Annotated in this window: 20 protein-coding genes; 4 read left to right on the top strand and 16 right to left on the bottom strand. The window is 69.9% G+C overall.

Annotated features, from left to right (window positions below; translation table 11 throughout):
- The first annotated feature begins 10 nt into the window (after nt 1-10).
- Nucleotides 11-919, top strand: coding sequence for a DedA family protein (locus OP04_RS31130; RefSeq protein ID WP_085066896.1), 909 nt, complete (start codon nt 11-13; stop codon nt 917-919).
- Between the two features lie 179 nt (nt 920-1,098).
- Here the strand turns inward: OP04_RS31130 and OP04_RS31125 are convergent, their stop codons facing one another.
- From OP04_RS31125 to clpB, 12 genes are all read right to left on the bottom strand, one after another.
- Nucleotides 1,099-1,476: an ArsR/SmtB family transcription factor gene (locus OP04_RS31125; RefSeq protein ID WP_033343463.1), complete on the bottom strand. Its 378-nt coding sequence runs from the start codon at nt 1,474-1,476 to the stop codon at nt 1,099-1,101.
- A gap of 57 nt (nt 1,477-1,533) precedes the next feature.
- Nucleotides 1,534-2,073 carry an orotate phosphoribosyltransferase gene (gene pyrE, locus OP04_RS31120; RefSeq protein ID WP_033343462.1) on the bottom strand — a complete coding sequence of 180 codons (540 nt, stop codon included), beginning with the start codon at nt 2,071-2,073 and terminating at the stop codon, nt 1,534-1,536.
- Nucleotides 2,074-2,376: 303 nt separating this feature from the next.
- A complete protein-coding gene (locus OP04_RS31115) occupies nt 2,377-3,177 on the bottom strand; it encodes an SDR family NAD(P)-dependent oxidoreductase (RefSeq protein WP_033343461.1) in 801 nt (266 codons plus the stop codon).
- A 3-nt stretch (nt 3,178-3,180) separates the two neighbouring features.
- A complete protein-coding gene (locus OP04_RS31110; RefSeq protein WP_051799387.1) occupies nt 3,181-3,825 on the bottom strand; it encodes a hypothetical protein in 645 nt (214 codons plus the stop codon).
- A 125-nt stretch (nt 3,826-3,950) separates the two neighbouring features.
- Nucleotides 3,951-4,829: a hypothetical protein gene (locus tag OP04_RS53770; RefSeq protein ID WP_063746722.1), complete on the bottom strand. Its 879-nt coding sequence runs from the start codon at nt 4,827-4,829 to the stop codon at nt 3,951-3,953.
- Nucleotides 4,830-4,886: 57 nt separating this feature from the next.
- Complete coding sequence (locus OP04_RS31100) at nt 4,887-6,446, bottom strand: polyamine aminopropyltransferase (RefSeq protein WP_033343460.1); 1,560 nt, start codon at nt 6,444-6,446, stop codon at nt 4,887-4,889.
- Entirely contained in the window at nt 6,446-7,153 is a 708-nt protein-coding gene (locus tag OP04_RS31095; protein WP_051799385.1) for a hypothetical protein, read from the bottom strand. The genes OP04_RS31100 and OP04_RS31095 overlap by 1 nt, the downstream gene beginning before the upstream one ends.
- Entirely contained in the window at nt 7,153-7,572 is a 420-nt protein-coding gene (locus OP04_RS31090; RefSeq protein ID WP_033343459.1) for a DUF350 domain-containing protein, read from the bottom strand. The genes OP04_RS31095 and OP04_RS31090 overlap by 1 nt, the downstream gene beginning before the upstream one ends.
- Nucleotides 7,573-7,604: 32 nt before the next feature.
- Nucleotides 7,605-8,012: a DUF4247 domain-containing protein gene (locus OP04_RS31085; RefSeq protein ID WP_232323800.1), complete on the bottom strand. Its 408-nt coding sequence runs from the start codon at nt 8,010-8,012 to the stop codon at nt 7,605-7,607.
- Between the two features lie 17 nt (nt 8,013-8,029).
- Nucleotides 8,030-8,512 carry a DUF2617 family protein gene (locus OP04_RS31080; RefSeq protein WP_033343457.1) on the bottom strand — a complete coding sequence of 161 codons (483 nt, stop codon included), beginning with the start codon at nt 8,510-8,512 and terminating at the stop codon, nt 8,030-8,032.
- A gap of 1 nt (nt 8,513) precedes the next feature.
- Nucleotides 8,514-9,140 (bottom strand): DUF4178 domain-containing protein, encoded by a 627-nt coding sequence (locus OP04_RS31075; RefSeq protein WP_033343456.1) that lies wholly within the window; start codon nt 9,138-9,140, stop codon nt 8,514-8,516.
- Nucleotides 9,141-9,283: 143 nt separating this feature from the next.
- The gene (gene clpB, locus OP04_RS31070) at nt 9,284-11,869 is read right to left on the bottom strand and encodes an ATP-dependent chaperone ClpB (RefSeq protein ID WP_033343455.1); all 2,586 of its coding nucleotides are present in this window, start codon (nt 11,867-11,869) and stop codon (nt 9,284-9,286) included.
- Nucleotides 11,870-12,087: 218 nt separating this feature from the next.
- On the opposite strand from clpB, the gene OP04_RS31065 reads away from it, so the two are divergent.
- From OP04_RS31065 to OP04_RS31055, 3 genes are all read left to right on the top strand, one after another.
- Nucleotides 12,088-12,585, top strand: a complete 498-nt coding sequence (locus OP04_RS31065; RefSeq protein WP_033343581.1) for a cation:proton antiporter regulatory subunit — start codon at nt 12,088-12,090, stop codon at nt 12,583-12,585.
- Nucleotides 12,586-12,593: 8 nt separating this feature from the next.
- The gene (locus OP04_RS31060) at nt 12,594-13,805 is read left to right on the top strand and encodes a cation:proton antiporter (protein ID WP_033343454.1); all 1,212 of its coding nucleotides are present in this window, start codon (nt 12,594-12,596) and stop codon (nt 13,803-13,805) included.
- Nucleotides 13,806-13,895: 90 nt separating this feature from the next.
- Nucleotides 13,896-14,327, top strand: coding sequence for a hypothetical protein (locus OP04_RS31055; protein WP_033343453.1), 432 nt, complete (start codon nt 13,896-13,898; stop codon nt 14,325-14,327).
- Between the two features lie 174 nt (nt 14,328-14,501).
- Here the strand turns inward: OP04_RS31055 and OP04_RS31050 are convergent, their stop codons facing one another.
- The 4 genes from OP04_RS31050 to dnaK form a co-directional block, all read right to left on the bottom strand.
- The gene (locus OP04_RS31050; protein WP_051799384.1) at nt 14,502-14,942 is read right to left on the bottom strand and encodes a heat shock protein transcriptional repressor HspR; all 441 of its coding nucleotides are present in this window, start codon (nt 14,940-14,942) and stop codon (nt 14,502-14,504) included.
- Nucleotides 14,943-14,962: 20 nt separating this feature from the next.
- Nucleotides 14,963-16,174: a molecular chaperone DnaJ gene (gene dnaJ / locus OP04_RS31045; RefSeq protein ID WP_033343452.1), complete on the bottom strand. Its 1,212-nt coding sequence runs from the start codon at nt 16,172-16,174 to the stop codon at nt 14,963-14,965.
- Nucleotides 16,175-16,267: 93 nt separating this feature from the next.
- On the bottom strand, nt 16,268-17,056 hold the full coding sequence (grpE, locus tag OP04_RS31040; RefSeq protein ID WP_033343451.1) for a nucleotide exchange factor GrpE: 789 nt from the start codon (nt 17,054-17,056) through the stop codon (nt 16,268-16,270).
- 43 nt (nt 17,057-17,099) lie between these two features.
- Nucleotides 17,100-18,986 carry a molecular chaperone DnaK gene (dnaK, locus tag OP04_RS31035; RefSeq protein WP_033343450.1) on the bottom strand — a complete coding sequence of 629 codons (1,887 nt, stop codon included), beginning with the start codon at nt 18,984-18,986 and terminating at the stop codon, nt 17,100-17,102.
- Between the last annotated feature and the right edge of the window lie 183 nt (nt 18,987-19,169).

Here is a 19,169-nt window from a genome sequence, read left to right as displayed (position 1 = left end):
CTGTCTCCCCGTGGACAACGCCGACAACGCACGCTTCATCGTCGACACTTTGGCGATCAACCCTCTCGATCCGAAGGAACTGATCACCGCTGCCGGACTGTTCGGTATCTGGGGCATTCTCTTCGCGGAAACCGGACTTCTGGTCGGCTTCTTCTTCCCCGGTGACTCCCTTCTCTTCCTCGCGGGCGTGGCGGCGTCCTCGGTCGCCGAACAGATCTTCGGTGACGGCGTCTCGCTCTCGCTGCCCGGTCTGCTGATCGGCGCGCCGATCGCCGCGATCGTCGGCGCGCAGCTGGGCCACTGGCTCGGCGCGAAGTACGGCCGCCGGATGTTCGAGCGACCCGAGTCCCGCCTGTTCAAGACGGAGTACGTCGACAAGGCGGAGTTCTACTTCAAGAAGTACGGCCCGGCCAAGGCCGTGGTGCTGGCCCGCTTCATCCCGATCGTCCGCACGTTCCTGAACCCGGTCGCCGGCATGCTCGGCATGCCCGCCCGCCAGTTCTTCGTGTGGAACGTGGTCGGCGCGATCCTGTGGACCGACGGCATCATCCTGGCCGGTTACCTGCTCGCGGCGCAGATCATCAAGGTCATCAAGCCCGAGGACATCGACCACTACCTGCTGCCGGTCATCGTCCTGATCGTTCTGATCTCGGTACTGCCGGTCTTCCTGGAGTTCTTCCGGGAGCGCCGCGCGAAGGCCAAGGAGGCCGCGGCACACGCGCGCACGGCCGAGGCCGAGGCCCGCATCGTCGAGGCCGAGGCGAACATCGTGGAGGCGGTCGAGCACGTCGTCGAGGCGGCCACCCAGCAGATGCCCGCGGTGTCGGACCAGCGCCCCGGCCAGGTCTACGGCGGCGGGCGCACCAACCCCCAGCAGCCCGGCCAGGGGTACGACGACGGCCAGGGCTACCGTCGATAGAGCCTGACCGCGAGGTCGGCACACACGAAGAATGGCGCGGTCCCGAAAGGGGCCGCGCCATTCACGCACTCATGGTCGTCACATCCGGAGCACCGTCCCCACGACGCGCACCGGCTGCGCGCCGAATGCGACGGTCCGGTGGGCCGGACCGTCGCACCCGACGGTTAAGACCGTCAGACTCAGCGAGTCTTCTTGGTAGCCCGCTTCCGCGGCGGGGTGAGCAGGTCAGCGATCGTGGCGATCGCCGACGGCACCAGCCGGTAGTAGGCCCACACGCCGCGCTTCTCCCGCTCCAGCAAGCCGGCCTCGGTGAGGATCCGCAGGTGGTGGCTCACCGTCGGCTGGGACAGACCGAGCGGAGCGGTCAGGTCGCAGACGCACGCCTCTCCGTCCGGAGCGGACTGGATGAGGCTGAGAAGCCGAAGTCGGGCCGGGTCGGCAAGCGCCTTGAGGACACCCGCCAGACGCTCGGCGTCAGCTTTTTCAATCGGCTCGCCGGCAAGCGGCGAGATCTGAGGCATGGTCAGTTCGGCCAACGCAGTTCCCACGAAATCCATCCTTCCACCTACAGCATCGATTCGCCTGCATATCCGCAGGTCCGAATCGGTAAACTTTTAGGCCGTTAGGCCGAGGTCGGCCAATGTATAGGCCGCTCGATAGGGCAGTCCGGCGGCCCGCACCGCCTCGCCAGCACCACGATCAACAATAACCGCAACACCCACTACCTCGGCTCCGGCCTGTTGCAACGCCTCGACCGCCTGCAGCACACTGCCGCCGGTGGTGGAGGTGTCTTCGACCGCCAGAACTCGGCGACCGGCAACGTCCGGGCCTTCGATGCGACGTTGCAGTCCGTGAGCCTTACCGGCCTTCCGGACCACACACGCATCGAGCGGTCGATCTGAATCCTTCGCGGCGTGCAGCATCGACATGGACACCGGATCGGCGCCCAGAGTCAAGCCACCCACCACGTCGAAATCCCAGTCCGCCGTGAGGTCTCGCATCACCCGCCCAACGATGGGAGCCGCCGCGTGGTGCAGGCTTACGCGACGCAGGTCCACATACCAATCAGCTTCCTGCCCCGACGACAACACGACCTTGCCGTGCACCACGGCTAAGTCAGTGATGAATTTACGCAGGTCGTCGCGGTCACCCATGGCGTTGAGGGTACTGCTCAATGCTGAGAAGCGAACGGTCGACCCGGCTCGACGCGGAAAAATCGGTTGGATGGGGGAGTGAGTGACGTGATGGAGAGCTCATGAGTGAACGCTCCGACCAGCCCATCGAGGCCGATCGTCGCCTGAGGGTGACTCACCGGCCACCCAAAGAAACCATGACGGTAGATATTTGCTTCAACCGTCGAACGGGACAGACCGTGTCGGCGCTACCGCGCTAGGCGCAAATTTGATAGAGCACGATTCCTCGATCCGCGCGCGCTCATCGACGCTCCGTGGTCGCCGCTACCGACGACCCACGGCCCGGTTGCCCGCCTCGCTGAACCGGCGGACGAGCGCGTGCGGCGTGTGCCGCAGCGCGGTCGCGGCGACCTTGTAACGCAGCGTCGGCACGCTAACGTAGCGGCCTTTACGCAGGTCAGACAAGGCCCCGTCGACAACGGAATCGGCGTCGAGCCAGATCCAGCCCGGCGATCCGGCGGTCGGGATGCCCGCCCGCCGATGAAACTCCGTGCGCACGAACCCCGGACAGAGCGCGAGCACGCGAATGCCGTGGCGGCGCACCGACTGCGCGACGGACTCGCTGAAATTGATGACATAAGCCTTTGTCGCGGTGTACGTCGACCCGGGCGCCGTGACACCGAAGCCGGCGACCGAAGAGACGTTGATCACACTACCCGAGCGCCTTTCCGTCATTTGCGGCAAAACCGCAAAAGTCAGGCGCATGACGGCCTCCGCGTTCAGCCGCAGAATGCGCGTCTCGTCCTCCAGCGTGGAGCGCAGGAATGCCTTGTTCAGACCGATTCCCGCGCTGTTCACCAGAAGTTCGACCGGTGCGGCCGCATCCCGCAGACGCGCCTCCACGGCAGCACAGCCGGACTCGGTCGCCAGGTCCGCCGCGATCACGCTCACCGCCACGCCGTGCCGCGCGGACAGCTCCGCCCCGGACGCCGTCAGCCGCTCACGATCCCTCGCCACCAGCACCAGGTCCCACCGCTGCGCGGCCAGGCGCCGGGCGAACGCGGCACCGAGACCGGAGGTCGCACCGGTGATCAGCGCGACGCGGCGCGGATCCTGGTCGGGCACAGATCACCTCGGCGGGGGCGGGGGCGGCGCCCAGGGCGACCGGGTGGGGTCGGGGTTGGGCGGCACCGTGGGCATGGTCGGGTACGGAAACGGCACTACCGGCTGCCCGCCGGTCGCCGGAACATCCCGTCCGCGGACGGTCAGAAAAACAGCTACCAGAAAGTAACCAACTACTTGCGCTACGGCAAGCCCGATTCCGGACGCGGCCCACCAGTCCGGGTAGACGTTCGCGGACGCGGCCAGCACGCCGATCACGCCCGGATCGTCGGAGTTGAAATCGCGCTGCAACACGCCGACCGCGGTGCTGCCCAACCCACCGCAGAGGCCCGCCGCGCAGAGGACCCAGGTGGCCACGCGCGCGCCCGGCACGCCGCTGCGCACGCCGACCGCCAGCAGCACCAGCAGAACGCCGGCCACGCCGGAGAGCACCACACCGGCGATCGCGGTGGTACGGATGCCGGCCTCCACCCGCTCGGTCAGCGCCGGGTCGCCGCCGAACCGGCGCGCCTCCGACGCGAAGTCGCCCAGACCGTCCACGGTCAGCAACAGGTGCAGCGCGGCCGCCAGTATCCCGGCCACGCCCATCACGATCATCAACGTCGCGGCGAAGACCACCGTGCCCGGTGGACGCGTGGCGGGTGCCGACACCGCCGATCCCGAAACAACCACGCATTCCCCTCGAAGTGATGTGTCCCGGGCACGAACCTACTCGCCGGTCGCCTGAAAGAAAGCCCCGCCGGGCGCGTGGCACGGCGGGGTTTTCCAGGACGAACCTAGGGGCGCGGCGGGGAATCGTTTCCCGGCGGCGGATAGTCGGGCGGCGTGCCACCCGGCGGCGTGTCAGCAGGCGGCGCGTCGGCAGGCGGCGCGTCGGCAGGCGGCGCGTCGGCAGGCGGTGCCGTGGCGGCGGGCGGTGCCGTGGCGGGCGGCGGCGGGTAGTCGGGCGGAGTCGTCCCCGCCGGTGTCGTGCTCGTCTGGGGTGTCGCGGGCTGCGGCGGGTACGGTGCCTGGCTCGGCGGCGGGTAGGCCGACGGATATCCCGGGTACCCCGGCGTGCCCGGCGGCTGCCAGGCCGCGACCGGCTTGCGGAAGTAGTCGTTCGCCGGCGGCAGCGCCAGCAGCACCACCACCACGATCAGGCACAGCAGCGCGAGGATGCTGGTGGCCAGGCTCAGCGGCCCGGTCCAGGCCGGGATCGCGTCCTCCAGCCGGCGGGTCAGTTCCTCCGGGTCCGGCATGCCCGGCTGGGACGCGCCGCCGCCCATCCCGGTCAGCGCGCTGCTCGCCGCGTTACCGGCCAGACCGAAACCGGTGCAGCAGATGGAGAGGCCGCCGATGACCCAGGTGGTGATGCGCGACGGGTTCTTCCCCCGGTTGTTGAAGATCGCCAGGACCACGAAGCCGACGGCGATCAGCAGGTTGATGATCGCGCCGAAGATCATGGCGCCGACCAGCACGGTCTCCAGGCCCGCAGCCTCGGTCGACGCGTACACCTCGGTGTAGACGTCCCGGGTCGGCCCGACCGACACCAGCGACGCCAGCGCCTGGACCACCATCGCGGCGGCCACCACGTAGAGCAGATATCCGGCCACCGTCACGACGCCCGGACGGCTGCGAGCCGGCTGGACGTCCTGACTGTAGGGATTCGACACGACGCTCCCCTCTGTTCGATCAACTTCACGGATTCTCGTACCCATGAAACGCGCTCGTCAGTAACTTCGCCATTCGCTGCGCACGTACTCGAGCACGTGCGGTGAGAGCAACGTGGAGACCTGCACATCGCGCGGGCCGCGGTCCGGCGGGAACACCGCGCCGGCGGCCAGCACGGACGGCGACAGGAAGCGCGGCGGGGACGGCGCCTCCGCGCGCAGCGACGGCGCGGCCGCGTCCGGCGAGGCCAGCACGAATCCCCAGTCACCGAACGAGGGCACGTCCACGTGGTACGGCGTGGTGCCGAAACCCGCCTCGCGGATCGTCGCCTCGATGCACCAGAACGAGTTCGGCGCGAAGTACGGCGAGCCGGACTGCACGACCATCCGCGCGCCCTCGGCCAGCACGTTGCGGACCAGCGTGTAGAACTCGACGGAGTAGAGCTTCGCGGTCGCGGTCTCGTCCGGGTCCGGCATGTCCACGATGACGGCGTCGTACCGGGTGGTGGCGGAGCGCAGCCAGGCGAACGCGTCCGCCTCCACCAGTCGTACCCTCGGATCCTCGAAGGAATCGGTGTTGAGCGCGCGGATCTCCGGGCGGGTACGGGCCAGGCGCACCACGGCCGGGTCCAGCTCGACCAGCGTGGCCGAGGTGACGGACGGGTATCGCAGCACCTCGCGCAACGCCAGGCCGTCACCGCCGCCGAGCACCAGCACGTCCCCGCGCACGCCCGCCATGACCGGGTGGACCAGCGCCTCGTGGTAGCGGTACTCGTCGACGGAGCTGAACTGCAGGTCGCCGTTGAGGAAGAGGCGCATGTCGGAGACGCCGCCGGAGACGATCGGCACGGACTCGGTCAGCACGATCTCCTGGTACCGGCTGCGCTCCGCGTAGACGATCGGGTCGCGGTAGAGCTCCTGGCGCGCGCTCACCTCGAAATCGTGCGCGACCACGTAGGCGTAGCCCAGCGAAAGTCCGACCGCGAGCGTGCCGGCGCCGAGCGCGACCTTCGCCCGGCGGCTCATCGCCCTCCGGAAGACGGTGAAGACCAGGATCACGCCGGCCGCCGCGTTGACGGCGCCGACCACGAGCGCGCCGCGCAGCTGGCCGAAGACCGGGAGCAGCAGGAACGGGAACGCGAGGCCGCCGAGCAGCGCGCCCACGTAGTCGGCCGCGAACAGGTCCGCCACCGCGCTGCCGGCCGACTGCTCGCGGATGCGCTGGAGCAGCACCATGAGCAGCGGGATCTCGGCGCCGATCAGCATGCCGAGCACGAACGCGGTGCCGATCAGCGCGGGCGCGTACAGGTCGAGCCAGGCGAACGCGGCGTAGAGGCCGAGCACGGAGAGGCCGCCGAGCAGCGCCAGCAGCAACTCGATCGCGGCGAACGCGGGCGCGGCCACGTGCTGGAACGGCTTGGCCGCGAGCGCGCCGACGCCCATCGCGAAGACCATCACGCCGAGCACGATCGAGGCCTGCCCGACCGTGTCGCCGATCAGGTAGCTGCCCAACGCGACCAGCGCCAGCTCGTAGACCAGGCCGCAGGCGGCGCAGACGAAGACGGCCACCAGCACCGCGGCGCGGGCGATCCTCGGCCGGCCGGCGAACTCGACCTCCATCAGGTCCGGACCGGTTTCGTCACCTTGCCACGTTGCCACGCGCCGAACCCGACCGCGCCGAGTCCGAGCAGCACCATGACGCCGGCCGCGACCAGGAAGCCCCACTTGTTGCGCAGGAAGTCGTTGCCGGCCGGGGGCAGCGCCGCGACGGGCGCGCTCGACGCGGCGGACGGCGCGGTGACCGGCAGCGGCGTGGCGGCGCCGGCCTCCGTGGTGACCAGCGGCAGCGCCAGCGCGGCGTGCATCAGCACGAAGGCCGGCTCGTCGAGGAACGCGCCGCCGTCGAAGCCCATCTCGGCCAGGCGCCGCTGCAAATCCCCGTTGGTGACCCGGGTGCTGTTCGTCTTGACGCTCACGGTCGCGGAGTCGCTGATCTCGCTGCTGGCCGACGTGTAGGTGACGTTCGCGACGACCTCGACCCACTCCCGGCAGGCGCTGGCGTCCGAGTCGACCGGCGTGGACGGGCCGAGGCCGGAACCGCGGCTGACCGTGGCGCCGCTGCTGGACGACCCGCTCTGCAGGTGCCAGCCGTAGCACATGCCCTGGACCGCGGTGGCCGCGGCGAGCACCCGCGAGGTCTCGGCCGCTTCGTCGGTGGTGGGCGCCGGAATGACCGTGCTGTTGTCGGTCGCGCACCCGGCCAGAGCGGCGACCAGGATCGCGAGCGTGCCCGCGACCCTGGCGACTGACCTGGTGGTCCGGCTCATCAGCTGATCGCCGCCGCGATGATCGCACCGGCCGCGATGTGGATCGTGGCCGTGACCCAGACGGCCGGGTGCGGCTCCGGCTGGACCAGGATCTCGCCGAGCCGGCCCGGCGTCACGGCGTCCAGCAGCAGGAACGCGACGGCCATCAGCACCAGGCCGAGGAGGCCGTAGGCGAGCGTGCTGATCAGGCCCTGGATGAAGTCGTCGTGGCTGGCGACGATCGCGGAGACCACGATGATGCCGACGCCGATCAGGTTCGACACGAGGAGCACGGCCGCGTTGCTGTTCCGGTTCTCCCAGATCAGCACGTGCAGTTTGCCCGGCGTGGCGATGTCCACCAGCAGATAGCCGACGGACATCAGGGCAACGCCGATCACGCCGTAGCTGAGCGTGATCAGCAGGTCGGTAAGCAGAGCCATCGCCTGTCAGCGCCTTCCGTTCGTTTCGATCATCACTTTCCCGACCCTGGTCCGCCGCCACGCAGGCTGGTGCCACGGCCCCAGCCCCAGTAGCCGCCGACGTGACTGCTGTGCCGCCGGTACGCCGAGTCGATGTCCTCCACCAGGATCAGCGAGCCGATCGCGGCCGGCAGGATGACCACCGCATCGTCCGCGTACCGCATGTAGACGCCGCTCGCGTCCACCACCTCGTCCGCGGGCTGCCACGCGGTGCGGATCTGCGCGGCCACCGTGGTCGGCGCCTTGGTGGAGGTGTAGGCGAGCGCGTCGTTGCCGATGTCGTTGGTCGCGGACCGCGAGAACTTGTCGGCCACGTAACCGCGCACGGAGAAGTTGCCGTAGACGGTGGCCCAGCCGGCCACCAGCACGCCGACCAGGGCCAGCGCGATGCCCCCGATCATCCACTTGCGGTGCGGCGTCATACGGCCCCCAGACGTACGGAAGTGCTGGTCTCGACGAGCTCACCGGTCTGCGGGTACGCATGCCAGGTGCGCCACCCGACCGCGTCCGCCCCGTCCCGGTAGGCCAGCAGCGCGGTGATCGCGTCCGGGCTGCCCGGGAACTGGCCCACCAGCCCGTGCGGATGCCCGGACAGCTCCGCGCGCAAACGGCTCACCTCCGCGGACATCTCGGCGGCGGATAGCGTGTGGACCTCCGCCGCGAAGCGGTACCGGTCGTCCGCGACCGCGCCGGGCAGGTCGGGGCGGCGGCCGGGCAGGCAGGCCACGGTCTCGCTCAGATCACCCATCATCACCTGGTGGGACGCGCCGAGCAGGCGAAGCTGCAAGCCCAGCTCGGGAATCTCGAGCACGTGCAGCGCGGGCGCGGCCGGCAGACCGAGCGCGAAGCTCAGATCCGACGCCGTGGTGTCCGCGTACGGCAACGTCAGGTCGACCAGCATGTCACTGCGCCTGCGGGTAGATCCGGAACTCGGCGCGGACCAGCGACTCGCCGCGTGCGGCCTCCCACTTGCCGGCGTCGCCGTAGGACTCGAACGACAGCAGCGCGCCGTCCTTCGCCTCGTAGTCGTGGTACCGCACGGTGCCGTTGGCGTCCAGGCCGGTGGTGCCGCTGGAGGTGAACCGGGCCGTGCCGGTCTCGTCGCTGCGGTAGCTGCGGCCGTCGAAGTCGACGTTCTTCGGGCCGGGGGCCACCGCCGCGTCCGCCACCTCGTGCCAGAGCACGACCTCCAGGTCCGGGTCCTCCTCGACGGAGAGCCAGGCCTGGGCGCCGTTGGCGTCGTCGAGCAGGTGCTCGGTCCAGCCCCAGGAGCCCTCGGAGAGGCGGAGGCTGCCGCGGACCGCCCAGCTGGTGCCGCGGATCTCGACGATGTCGCCGGCCTTGAGCGTGCGCGGGTCGCCGCGCAGCGCGTCCTCGTCCTTCGTGTGGAACGGGTCCGCGCCCTTCGTGACGGGCGGCGGTGACGGCTTCTTCTGGGATTGACGCCACGCGATGACGGCGACCACGATGCCGAGAACCCCGACGAGGCAACCTATGCCAAGTACGACGCTGGCCATGCCACCGTTCACGACGAGGCTCCCTTCCCGTGCTGGTCAAGTGCTGTCGGTCGCCGACGGTAGCAAGCCCGGTCACCCCCGGTGGGGCTACGTGGGAACACCTTGTCGATATTGCAACGCTGAGGGGCCGGGAACCCCGGCCCCTCAAAGTTGCCTCAGGCCACGCCCACGATCAGGCCGTCGCCGAACGGGCCGGCGTCCACCTTGACCGTGTCGCCGTCCAGCACCTCGCCGGCGAGCAACGCCTTGGCCAGGCGGTCGCCGATCGCGGACTGGACCAGGCGGCGCAGCGGCCGGGCGCCGTAGAGCGGGTCGTAACCGCGCTCGGCCAGCCAGATCCGGGCCGCGTCCGTCACCTCCAGGCCCAGCCGGCGGTCGCTGAGCCGGCGGCGCAGCAGGCCGAGCTGGATGTCGACGATGGAGGTCAGCTCCGCGCCGGTGAGGGCGCGGAACACCACGATGTCGTCCAGCCGGTTGAGGAACTCGGGCTTGAAGTGCCCGCGGACCACGGAGAGCACGGCCTCACGGCGTGAGTCCTCCGGCAGCGTGAGGTCGGACACGATGGTGGAGCCGAGGTTCGACGTGAGGATCAGGATCGCGTTCCGGAAGTCGACGGTGCGGCCCTGGCCGTCGGTCAGCCGGCCGTCGTCGAGCACCTGGAGCAGCACGTCGAACACGTCCGGGTGGGCCTTCTCCACCTCGTCGAGCAGGATCACCGAGTACGGCCGGCGACGCACGGCCTCGGTCAGCTGGCCGCCCTCCTCGTAGCCCACGTAACCGGGCGGTGCACCGACCAGACGTGCGACGGAGTGCTTCTCGCCGTACTCACTCATGTCGATGCGGACCATCGCGCGGTCGTCGTCGAAGAGGAAGCCGGCCAGCGCCTTGGCCAGCTCGGTCTTGCCGACGCCGGTCGGGCCGAGGAACAGGAACGAACCGGTCGGCCGGTCCGGGTCGGCGATGCCCGCGCGGGCGCGCCGGACCGCGTCCGACACCGCGCCCACGGCCTCGGCCTGGCCGATCACCCGGGCCTGCAGCGACTCCTCCATGCGGAGCAGCTTGGCGGTCTCGCCCTCCATCAGGCGGCCGGACGGGATGCCGGTCCACGCGGCGATGACCTCGGCGATCTCGTCCGCGCTGACCTGCTCCTTGACCATCGGCGGCTCGTCGGACTCCGGCTCGTTCGCCAGCGTCTCCATCTCCCGCTCCAGCGCGGGGATCTCCTCGTACTGCAGGCGGGAGGCGAGCTCCCAGTCGGTCTGCCGCTGGGCCCGCTCCAGGTCCACGCGCATCTCGTCGATCTTCTTCTTCAGCTCGCCGACCCGGTTGAGGCCGCCGCGCTCGCGCTCCCACCGGGTGGTGAGCACGGACAGCTCCTCCTGCCGGTCCGCCAGGTCGCGGCGCAGCCGCTCCAGCCGGTCACGGGACGCCGGGTCGGTCTCCTTGGCCAGCGCGAGCTCGTCCATCTTCATCCGGTCGACGGTGCGCTGGAGCTGGTCGATCGCGACCGGGCGCGAGTCGATCTCCATGCGCAGCCGGGACGCGGCCTCGTCGATCAGGTCGATCGCCTTGTCCGGCAGGAACCGGTCCGCGATGTAGCGGTCGGAGAGCGTGGCGGCCGCGACCAGCGCGCCGTCGGTGATCTGCACGCCGTGGTGCGCCTCGTAACGCCCCTTCAGCCCGCGCAGGATGCCGATCGTGTCCTCCACGGTCGGCTCGCCCACCACGACCGGCTGGAAGCGCCGTTCCAGCGCCGGGTCCTTCTCGATGTGCTCGCGGTACTCGTCCAGCGTGGTGGCGCCGACCATGCGCAGCTCGCCGCGGGCCAGCATCGGCTTGAGCATGTTGCCCGCGTCCATCGAGCCCTCGCCCTTGCCGGCGCCGACCACGGTGTGCAGCTCGTCGAGGAACGTGATCACCTGGCCGTTGGAGTTCTTGATCTCCTCCAGCACGGACTTGAGCCGCTCCTCGAACTGGCCGCGATATTGCGCGCCGGCCACCATGGCACCGAGGTCGAGCGACATCAGCTTCTTGTCGCGCAACGACTCGGGCACGTCGCCCGCGACGATGCGCTGGGCGAGCCCTTCCACGATCGCGGTCTTGCCCACGCCGGGCTCACCGATCAACACCGGATTGTTCTTGGTACGTCGCGAGAGCACCTGGATCACCCGGCGGATCTCCGAGTCACGCCCGATGACCGGGTCGATCTTCCCGTCCCGCGCGGACTGGGTCAGGTCGATGCCGTACTTCTCCAGCGCCTGGTACGTCTGCTCCGGGTCGGCCGTGGTGATCCGGCGGTCTCCCCCGCGCACCGCGGGGAACGCCGCGACCAGCGCTTCCTCCGTCGCGCCGGCCTTGCGCAGCAGCTCGGAGACCGGGCCGCCGACGCGGGCCAGGCCGGCCAGCAGATGCTCGGTCGACGTGTACTCATCCCCGAGCGGGCGGGCGATCTGCTCGGCGGCACCGACCGCGTTCGCGAACTCGCGGGCCAGGCTGGGCTCGGCCACGCTGGAGCCGCGGGCGGAGGGCAGGTTCTCCAGGGAACGGGCGGCGGCCCGGCGGACGTCGGCGGGGTTGGCGCCGACCGCGCGCAGCAGGCCGGTGGCGGTGGACCCGCCGGTGTCGAGCAGGGCCAGGAGCAGGTGCCAGGACTCGACCGTCGCGTGGCCCCGCTGGCCGGCGTCGGCCACCGCGGCGGTGATGACTTCGCGGCTCTTGGTGGTAAGGCGTTCGGCGTTCATCGGCTCCCCATGATGGTTACCTTCAGGCGTGGTTCTATGACACCACCGAAGTTGAGTCTATGCCACTCAACTCTCGGTTGCCCACGTCACTCACGGCGTACCGTCGAATGGGTTTCCGCCCTGAACCGCCGTCGGCCTGGGAGGCTGGAACCCGGAAAAGACGGCATGCAGGTGATCGGCTCACAGACGTCGGAAAACGGTTGGGTAGCGTGTATCCCGTGCGAGTAAGGGTCGAACAGACAGCTCTCCCCGGCATAGGTGTGCGCCATGACCTCGTCATGGCCTCCGGCCGCCGGATCGGCGTGGTGTCACACCGCAGCGGTCGCCGCGACCTGGTGCTCTACGACCAGGACGATCCGGACGCCTGCATCGCGTCACTGCCACTCACCGACGACGAGGCCGAGGCGCTGGCCGACCTGCTCGGCGCCTCGCTGATGCTCGGCCAGCTGGCCGGGCTCCGTTCGCAGGCCGCGGGGCTGCTCACCGAGCAGATCTCGATCCCGGCCGGCTCCCCCTGGGCGCACAAGAAGCTCGGGGACACCAGGGCCCGCACCCGGACCGGCGCGTCCATCGTCGCCGTCCTCCGGGACCGCGAGGTGATCGCCTCACCGGTGCCGTCGTTCGCCTTCCAGACCGGTGACGTCGTGGTCGTCGTCGGCACACGGGAAGGACTCGACGGCGTCGCGGCCATCCTGGCCGAGTCGGATCCGGACTGAGTTCGCGTATGCACGACACCTCCATCCTTCTCATAGAACTCGGCACCGTCCTCCTCGCGCTCAGCCTCCTCGGCCGGATCGGGCGCCGGATCGGGCTGTCCCCGATCCCGCTCTACCTGATCGCCGGGCTCGCGTTCGGGCACGGCGGGCTGCTCCCGCTCTCCGCCAGCGAGGAGTTCATCGAGGTCGGCGCCGAGATAGGCGTCATCCTGCTGCTGGTCATGCTCGGCCTGGAGTACTCCGCGGGCGAGCTGGTCAGCAACCTGCGCTCGGCCGCGCCCGCCGGGCTGATCGACGCGGCGCTCAACGCGCTGCCCGGCGCCGCGTTCGCGCTGCTCATGGGCTGGGACTGGACGGCCGCGCTGGTGCTGGCGGGCATCACCTGGGTCTCCTCGTCCGGCGTGATCGCCAAGGTGCTGAGCGACCTCGGCCGGCTCGGTAACCGCGAGACGCCGGTGGTCCTCTCCGTCCTGGTGATCGAGGACCTGGCGATGGCGCTCTACCTGCCGCTGCTCACCGCCGTGCTGGCCGGCGTGTCGCTGGCGGCCGGCGCGACCTCGCTGGTGATCGCGGTCGCCACCGTGGTGGCCGTGCTGCTGGTCGCGATCCGGTTCGGTCACGCGATCTCCGCCTTCATCTCCGCGAAGGACGCGGAGTCGCTGCTACTGGGCGTGCTCGGCCTGACGCTGCTGGTCTCCGGCCTGGCGGACAAACTGCAGGTCTCGGCCGCGGTCGGCGCGTTCCTGGTCGGCATCGCGCTCTCCGGCCAGGTCGCGCACCACGCGGTGCTGCTGCTCACACCGCTGCGTGACCTGTTCGCCGCGGTTTTCTTCGTCTTCTTCGGGCTCTCCACGCACCCGGGCGAGATCCCGCACGTGCTGCTGCCCGCGATGGCGCTGGCCGTGCTGACCATGTCGACCAAGGTGCTGACCGGCTATCTCGGCGCGAAACGGGCCGGGATCGCGCTGCCCGGCCGGGTGCGTGCCGGTCTCGCGCTGATGCCGCGCGGCGAGTTCTCCATCGTCATCGCCGGGCTGGCCGTGGCGGCCGGCGTGGAGCCGCAGCTGGCGTCGCTCGCCACCGCGTACGTGCTGATCACGGTCGTGACCGGGCCGATGCTGGCCCGCCTGCCGGACATGGAGTGGTTCAAGGCGATGCTGCGCAAACGGTCCGCGCCGCCGGCCCGTGCCGTGATCCCCGCGCCCGAATCCCACCTATAAATGGCACGTCCATCGGGTTCCGATACGAGGTAGCTACGCGTTACCGTGTCGCCGCAATGAGCATTGGGGTGTAACAGGCTGGAGTCGCAGGTGAGCGTGCAACAGTCAAGCTTCCACGGTTTCGCGAATCCGGTCGATCCGAGCGCGGCCGAGCTTCGGGCCTGGGCCTACCAGCCCGACTCGGTGCCGCTGGAGTCGATGCCCGCGGACTGGGATCTGCTCGTGGCCGGGGATCGCCTGGTCGGCACCCTCTTCGAGCTGGCGATCGACCGGACCTGCCCGGCGCGCCGGTTCGCGCTGCACTGCCTCTACATCTACGCGGCCGACGGCATCCGGACGAAGTTCCGGGCCCACCCGAAACGGCGGCTGCGGAAGATGGTCGAGCAGGCGGAGGACGAGGGCGACGAGCTGATGGCGGTGTGGTCGCACAACGTGCGGGTGCTGCTGTCCAGTCCGGAGCTGTTCGACTACCACGACTGGTGCGAAGGGGGCCTGGTCCGGCAGTCACGCCGGCTGGGCTGACGCCGGGGTTCAATGGTCCGGGCGGGGACCCCCCGTGGATCCCCGCCCGAGCCGGCGCCGCGAGTCGTCATAGCAGGCCAGTGGCCTCGCGACTCGTCGTCGCGCACCCTGGGTGACCATAACCGCTCGCCGTCCGGCTCGGGCTGAAATCCGACATATCTCGTTTTTGCGGGTTTATCGCTGGGGCTTCTCCCGGGGGCGCCACACCACGAGCGCGGTCGACGTGCGGCTGGTCGGGACCAGATCCCGTCGCGGGTACGGCGACATGGACTCCAGCTCCGCGATCCGCCGATAGGCCGCCGCGAGCTGGTCCTGCATCTCCAGCACCTGCTGCTGCAGGTCACCGGCGAGGTGCTCCAACCCGATGATCCGCTTGATGCCGGCCAGGTTGACGCCTTCCTCCTGGCTGAGGCGCTGCACCTCGCGAAGCAGCGCCACGTCACGCGCGCTGTATCGCCGGCCACCGCCGGCGGCCCGGCCGGCCTGCACGAGACCCAGCCGGTCGTACTGACGAAGGGTCTGCGGATGCATGCCGGCCATCTGGGCCGCCACTGAGATGATCAAGACCTTGGCGTCCGAGAAACCCTCGATCGCGATGCGGATGCGTGCGTCCACGGTCTCGCCTCCTGCCTCGACTATCCCGCTTTACGGACCCGCGCCTCGAGGTGTTCCCTTGAGGCCGCCGGCGTCTGATCCGCGAACGACTCCAGTGCCTTCCGCGCCTCCGGAGTGACCTCCGTCGGCACCTGCACCTCCAGTGTGACCAGCAGATCGCCGGTTTCGCCATCCCGCTTCGGCACACCCTTGCCGCGAGCGCGCAGCACTCGCCCACTCGGAGTGCCTGGTGGAACACGAAGCGTCACTGCGCCGTCCATCGTGGGCACGCGCAGGTCGGTGCCGAGCACCGCCTCCGCGAACGTGATCGGCACGGTCAGCGTCAGGTTGTCGCCGTTGCGCGAGAACAGGTCGTCACGGCGCACCTTCACCAGCACGTAGAGGTCGCCGGGCGACCCGCCGCGATCACCGGGCTCGCCCCGGCCCGAGAGCCGGATGCGCTGCCCGTCCGCGACGCCGGACGGAAGCCGGACGTTCAGCGTGCGGGTCTTGGTGACGCCGCCGGTGCCCCGGCACTCCGTGCACTTGTCGTCCACGATGGTGCCGACGCCCTGGCACTCCTTGCACGGCTCCGAGAAGCTGAACGAGCCCTGGTTGCGCTGTATCAGGCCGGAGCCGCGGCAGGTCGGGCAAGTGCGCGGCTGGGTGCCGGGCTTCGCGCCGTTGCCGTGACAGACGTCGCAGACGCCGGGCGCCCGCAGCGTGATCGGCAGCGTGGTGCCCTGCACCGCCGCGGTGAAATCTATGGTCACCTCGGTCTCGACGTCCCGGCCGCGGTTCGGTCCCTGCCGACCGCCGCCGGCGCCGCCACCGGAGAATATCGATCCGAACAGGTCCGAGAACCCGGCGCCGCCGAACCGGCGGTCACCCGCGCTCGCACCGCCACCGCCGCCCGTGTTCACGCCGCCGAACAGGTCGGAGACGTCGAACGGGAACGAGCCGCCGCCCGGTGCACCCGGGCCGCCCGCGCGGGCATTGCGCCGGAACGCGCCGGAGCCGAAGAGCGCGCGCATCTCGTCGTACTCCTTGCGCTTCCGCTCGTCCGACAGGACGTCGTAGGCCTCGGAGACCGACTTGAAACGCTCCTCCGCCTCGCTGTTACCCGGGTTGTGGTCCGGGTGCAGCTCGCGGGCGAGTTTGCGGTACGACTTCTTCACGTCGTCCTGGGAGGCGGACTTCGGCACGCCGAGAACGGAGTAGAAGTCCTTTTCCAGCCAGTCCTTGGAACTCACCTAGCCACCTCCTTTGCTGGCCATCCAGCATCCCCAAGCGCATGAGACCGGCCGGGTGGCCCGCCGTAGCGGACCACCCCGACCGGTCGGAGATCACTCCGGGTCCGCGACCGCCACGAGAGCGGGCCGCAGCAGCCGGTTGCCGAGCTCGTAGCCGCGCCGCATCACGTCGATGCAGGTCGGCTCCGTCACGTCGGCGGAGGTCAGGTGCGCCACCGCCTCGTGCTTGTTCGGGTCGAAGGCGTCGCCCTTCTCGCCGAACGCGGTCAGGCCGAACTTGCCGAGCGCGGCCGAGAGCTGGTCCGCGACGCTGGCGAACGGGCCGACCAGGTCGCCGTGCTCGCGCGCCCGGTCCAGATCGTCCAGCACCGGCAGCAGCGCGGACAGCACCGAACCGGTGGCCTGCTCGCCCTGTGCGGCGCGGTCGCGCTCGACCCGCTTGCGGTAGTTCGCGTACTCCGCGGTGACCCGCTGGAGGTCGCGCGTGCGCTCCTCCAGGTCGGTGCGCAGCGCCTCGGTCTCGGCGGAGAGCGAGGACGTCTTGGCGGAGACCGGAGGCGTCTTGGCAGCGTGCCTGGCCGCATGCCTGCCGACCCGCTCCTCCACCTTCTCCTCCTGCTCCTCCGGCTCGGCCTCGACCGCCACCACGGTCTCCTCGGCGGCGGACTCCGCCTCCGCGGGCTCCTCGGGGACGACCACCTCGGCGTCGAGCACCTCGTCGGGCTCGATCACCACCGGCTTCTCGGCCTTCTTGACCCCGGGGTTGGCGACGGAAGGATCGATCTTCCGCCGGTCCCTTATGACGACCCGCTCGGAACCCTCGGAACGCTCGCGCTCCGCAGAGGATCCGGCCTTGTCGCCCGGCTTCTTCTCGTCGGTCATGCCCTCACCTCACCTCGCACACGTGCCACAGCGTCCCGTGGGATCACTTCTTGTTGTCCTCGTCGATGATCTCGGCGTCCACGACGTCGTCCTGCCCGGTCTTCGGGCCACCGGCCGCACCCGCGCCGGGAGCACCCGCACCCGCGGCACCCGGACCCGCCGCACCCGGCGCGCCCTCGGCACCGGCCTGCTCGGACTGCTGCTGGTAGAGCAGCGAGCCGGCCTGCTGGGACACGGTCGCCAGCTTCTCGTGCGCCGTCTTGATCGCCTCGATGTCGGTGCCGCCCAGCGCGCCGCGCAGCTCGCCCAGCGCCTCGCCGATCTGGTCCCGGGACTCGGACGGCAGCTTGTCGCCGCTCTCCGCCAGGAACTTCTCGGTCTGCCACTGCAGCTGCTCGGCCACGTTGCGGGCCTCGGCGTCGTCACGGCGGCGCTTGTCGTCGTCCGCGTGGTCCTGCGCCTCGCGCATCATGCGCTCGATGTCGTCCTTCGGCAGCGCGGAGCCGCCGGTGATCGTCATCGACTGCTCCTTGCCGGTGCCCAGGTCCTTCGCGTTGACGTGGACGATGCCGTTCGCGTCGATGTCGAACGTGACCTCGACCTGCGGCACGTTGCGCGGCGCCGGCGGGAGGCCGGTCAGCTCGAACGTGCCGAGCTTCTTGTTGTACGCCGCGATGTCCCGCTCGCCCTGGAAGACCTGGATCAGCACGGACGGCTGGTTGTCGTCGGCCGTGGTGAAGACCTCGGAGCGCTTGGTCGGGATCGTGGTGTTGCGCTCGATCAGCTTGGTGAAGATGCCGCCCTTGGTCTCGATGCCCAGCGACAGCGGGGTCACGTCGAGCAGAAGGACGTCCTTGACCTCACCCTTGAGCACACCGGCCTGCAGCGCGGCACCGACGGCCACGACCTCGTCCGGGTTGACGCCCTTGTTCGGGTCACGGCCGGTGAGCTGCTTGACCAGGTCGGTCACCGCGGGCATACGCGTCGAGCCGCCGACCAGGATGACGTGGTCCACGTCCGCGACGCGGATGCCGGCGTCCTTGATCGCCTGCTCGAACGGGCCCTTGCAGCGGTCCAGCAGGTCCTGCGACATGCGCTGGAACTCGGCCCGGCTGAGGGTCATGTCCATGTGCAGCGGGCCCGCCGGGCCGGCCGTGATGTACGGCAGGTTGATGCTGGTGGTGGTCGCGGCGGAGAGCTCGATCTTCGCCTTCTCCGCGGCCTCCTTGAGACGCTGGAGGGCCATCTTGTCCTGGCCGAGGTCGATGCCGTGCTCGCCGCGGAACGTCTTCACCAGGTGGTCGATGACCCGCTGGTCCCAGTCGTCGCCGCCGAGCAGGTTGTCGCCGGAGGTCGACTTGACCTCGATGACGCCTTCGCCCAGTTCCAGCAGCGAGACGTCGAACGTGCCGCCACCGAGGTCGAAGACCAGGACGGTCTGCTCCTTGGTGCCCTTGTCCAACCCGTACGCCAACGCGGCCGCGGTGGGCTCGTTGACGATGCGCAGGACGTTGAAGCCGGCGATCTCACCGGCCTCCTTGGTCGCGGTGCGCTGCGCGTCGTTGAAGTAGGCCGGGACGGTGATGACCGCGTCCGTGACCTGCTCCCCGAGGTACGCCTCGGCGTCGCGCTTGATCTTCATGAGCACCCGGGCGGAGATCTCCTGCGGGCTGTACTTCTTCCCGTCGATATCGATCGACCAGGTCGAACCGATCTCGCGCTTGACCGAACGAATCGTCCGGTCCGGGTTGGTCACAGCCTGCCGCTTGGCGACCTCGCCGACCAGAACCTCGCCGTTACGGGCGAAGGCCACGATCGAGGGAGTGGTGCGCGACCCCTCCGCGTTGGCGATCACGGTCGGCTCGCCGCCTTCGAGAACGCTCACGCAGGAGTTCGTCGTGCCCAGGTCGATGCCGACCGCACGTGCCATGTTTCTTCCTCACTTCACTGCTCGAACCGCACGACCACAGAGGTCGCGGGCTTCTTCCCACCGCGCCCGCCCCCGAGCGCGCTGCGGCGACAGCCGCAAGTTGAGTGGACCGGACTCAATAGTGCCACGATCACCAAAACCGTCAAGCCGAGAGTTGAGCGCGTCACGCGCAAGTTTATCCGT

It is taken from the genome of Catenuloplanes japonicus, assembly GCF_000717135.1.
Lineage (GTDB): Bacteria > Actinomycetota > Actinomycetes > Mycobacteriales > Micromonosporaceae > Catenuloplanes > Catenuloplanes japonicus.
Note: the sequence above shows the minus strand (reverse complement) of the source record. Positions and strands in the feature narration are given on the sequence as shown.

What these genes read in the sequence shown, in the direction of transcription:
- OP04_RS31095 (WP_051799385.1), bottom strand. Translation starts at nt 7,153, where the DNA reads ATGAGCCGGACCACCAGGTCAGTCGCCAGGGTCGCGGGCACGCTCGCG.
- dnaK (WP_033343450.1), bottom strand. Translation starts at nt 18,986, where the DNA reads ATGGCACGTGCGGTCGGCATCGACCTGGGCACGACGAACTCCTGCGTG.
- OP04_RS31100 (WP_033343460.1), bottom strand. Translation starts at nt 6,446, where the DNA reads ATGGAGGTCGAGTTCGCCGGCCGGCCGAGGATCGCCCGCGCCGCGGTG.
- OP04_RS31060 (WP_033343454.1), top strand. Translation starts at nt 12,594, where the DNA reads ATGCACGACACCTCCATCCTTCTCATAGAACTCGGCACCGTCCTCCTC.
- grpE (WP_033343451.1), bottom strand. Translation starts at nt 17,056, where the DNA reads ATGACCGACGAGAAGAAGCCGGGCGACAAGGCCGGATCCTCTGCGGAG.
- OP04_RS31085 (WP_232323800.1), bottom strand. Translation starts at nt 8,012, where the DNA reads ATGATCGGGGGCATCGCGCTGGCCCTGGTCGGCGTGCTGGTGGCCGGC.
- OP04_RS31090 (WP_033343459.1), bottom strand. Translation starts at nt 7,572, where the DNA reads ATGGCTCTGCTTACCGACCTGCTGATCACGCTCAGCTACGGCGTGATC.
- OP04_RS31125 (WP_033343463.1), bottom strand. Translation starts at nt 1,476, where the DNA reads ATGGATTTCGTGGGAACTGCGTTGGCCGAACTGACCATGCCTCAGATC.
- OP04_RS31080 (WP_033343457.1), bottom strand. Translation starts at nt 8,512, where the DNA reads ATGCTGGTCGACCTGACGTTGCCGTACGCGGACACCACGGCGTCGGAT.
- pyrE (WP_033343462.1), bottom strand. Translation starts at nt 2,073, where the DNA reads ATGGGTGACCGCGACGACCTGCGTAAATTCATCACTGACTTAGCCGTG.
- clpB (WP_033343455.1), bottom strand. Translation starts at nt 11,869, where the DNA reads ATGAACGCCGAACGCCTTACCACCAAGAGCCGCGAAGTCATCACCGCC.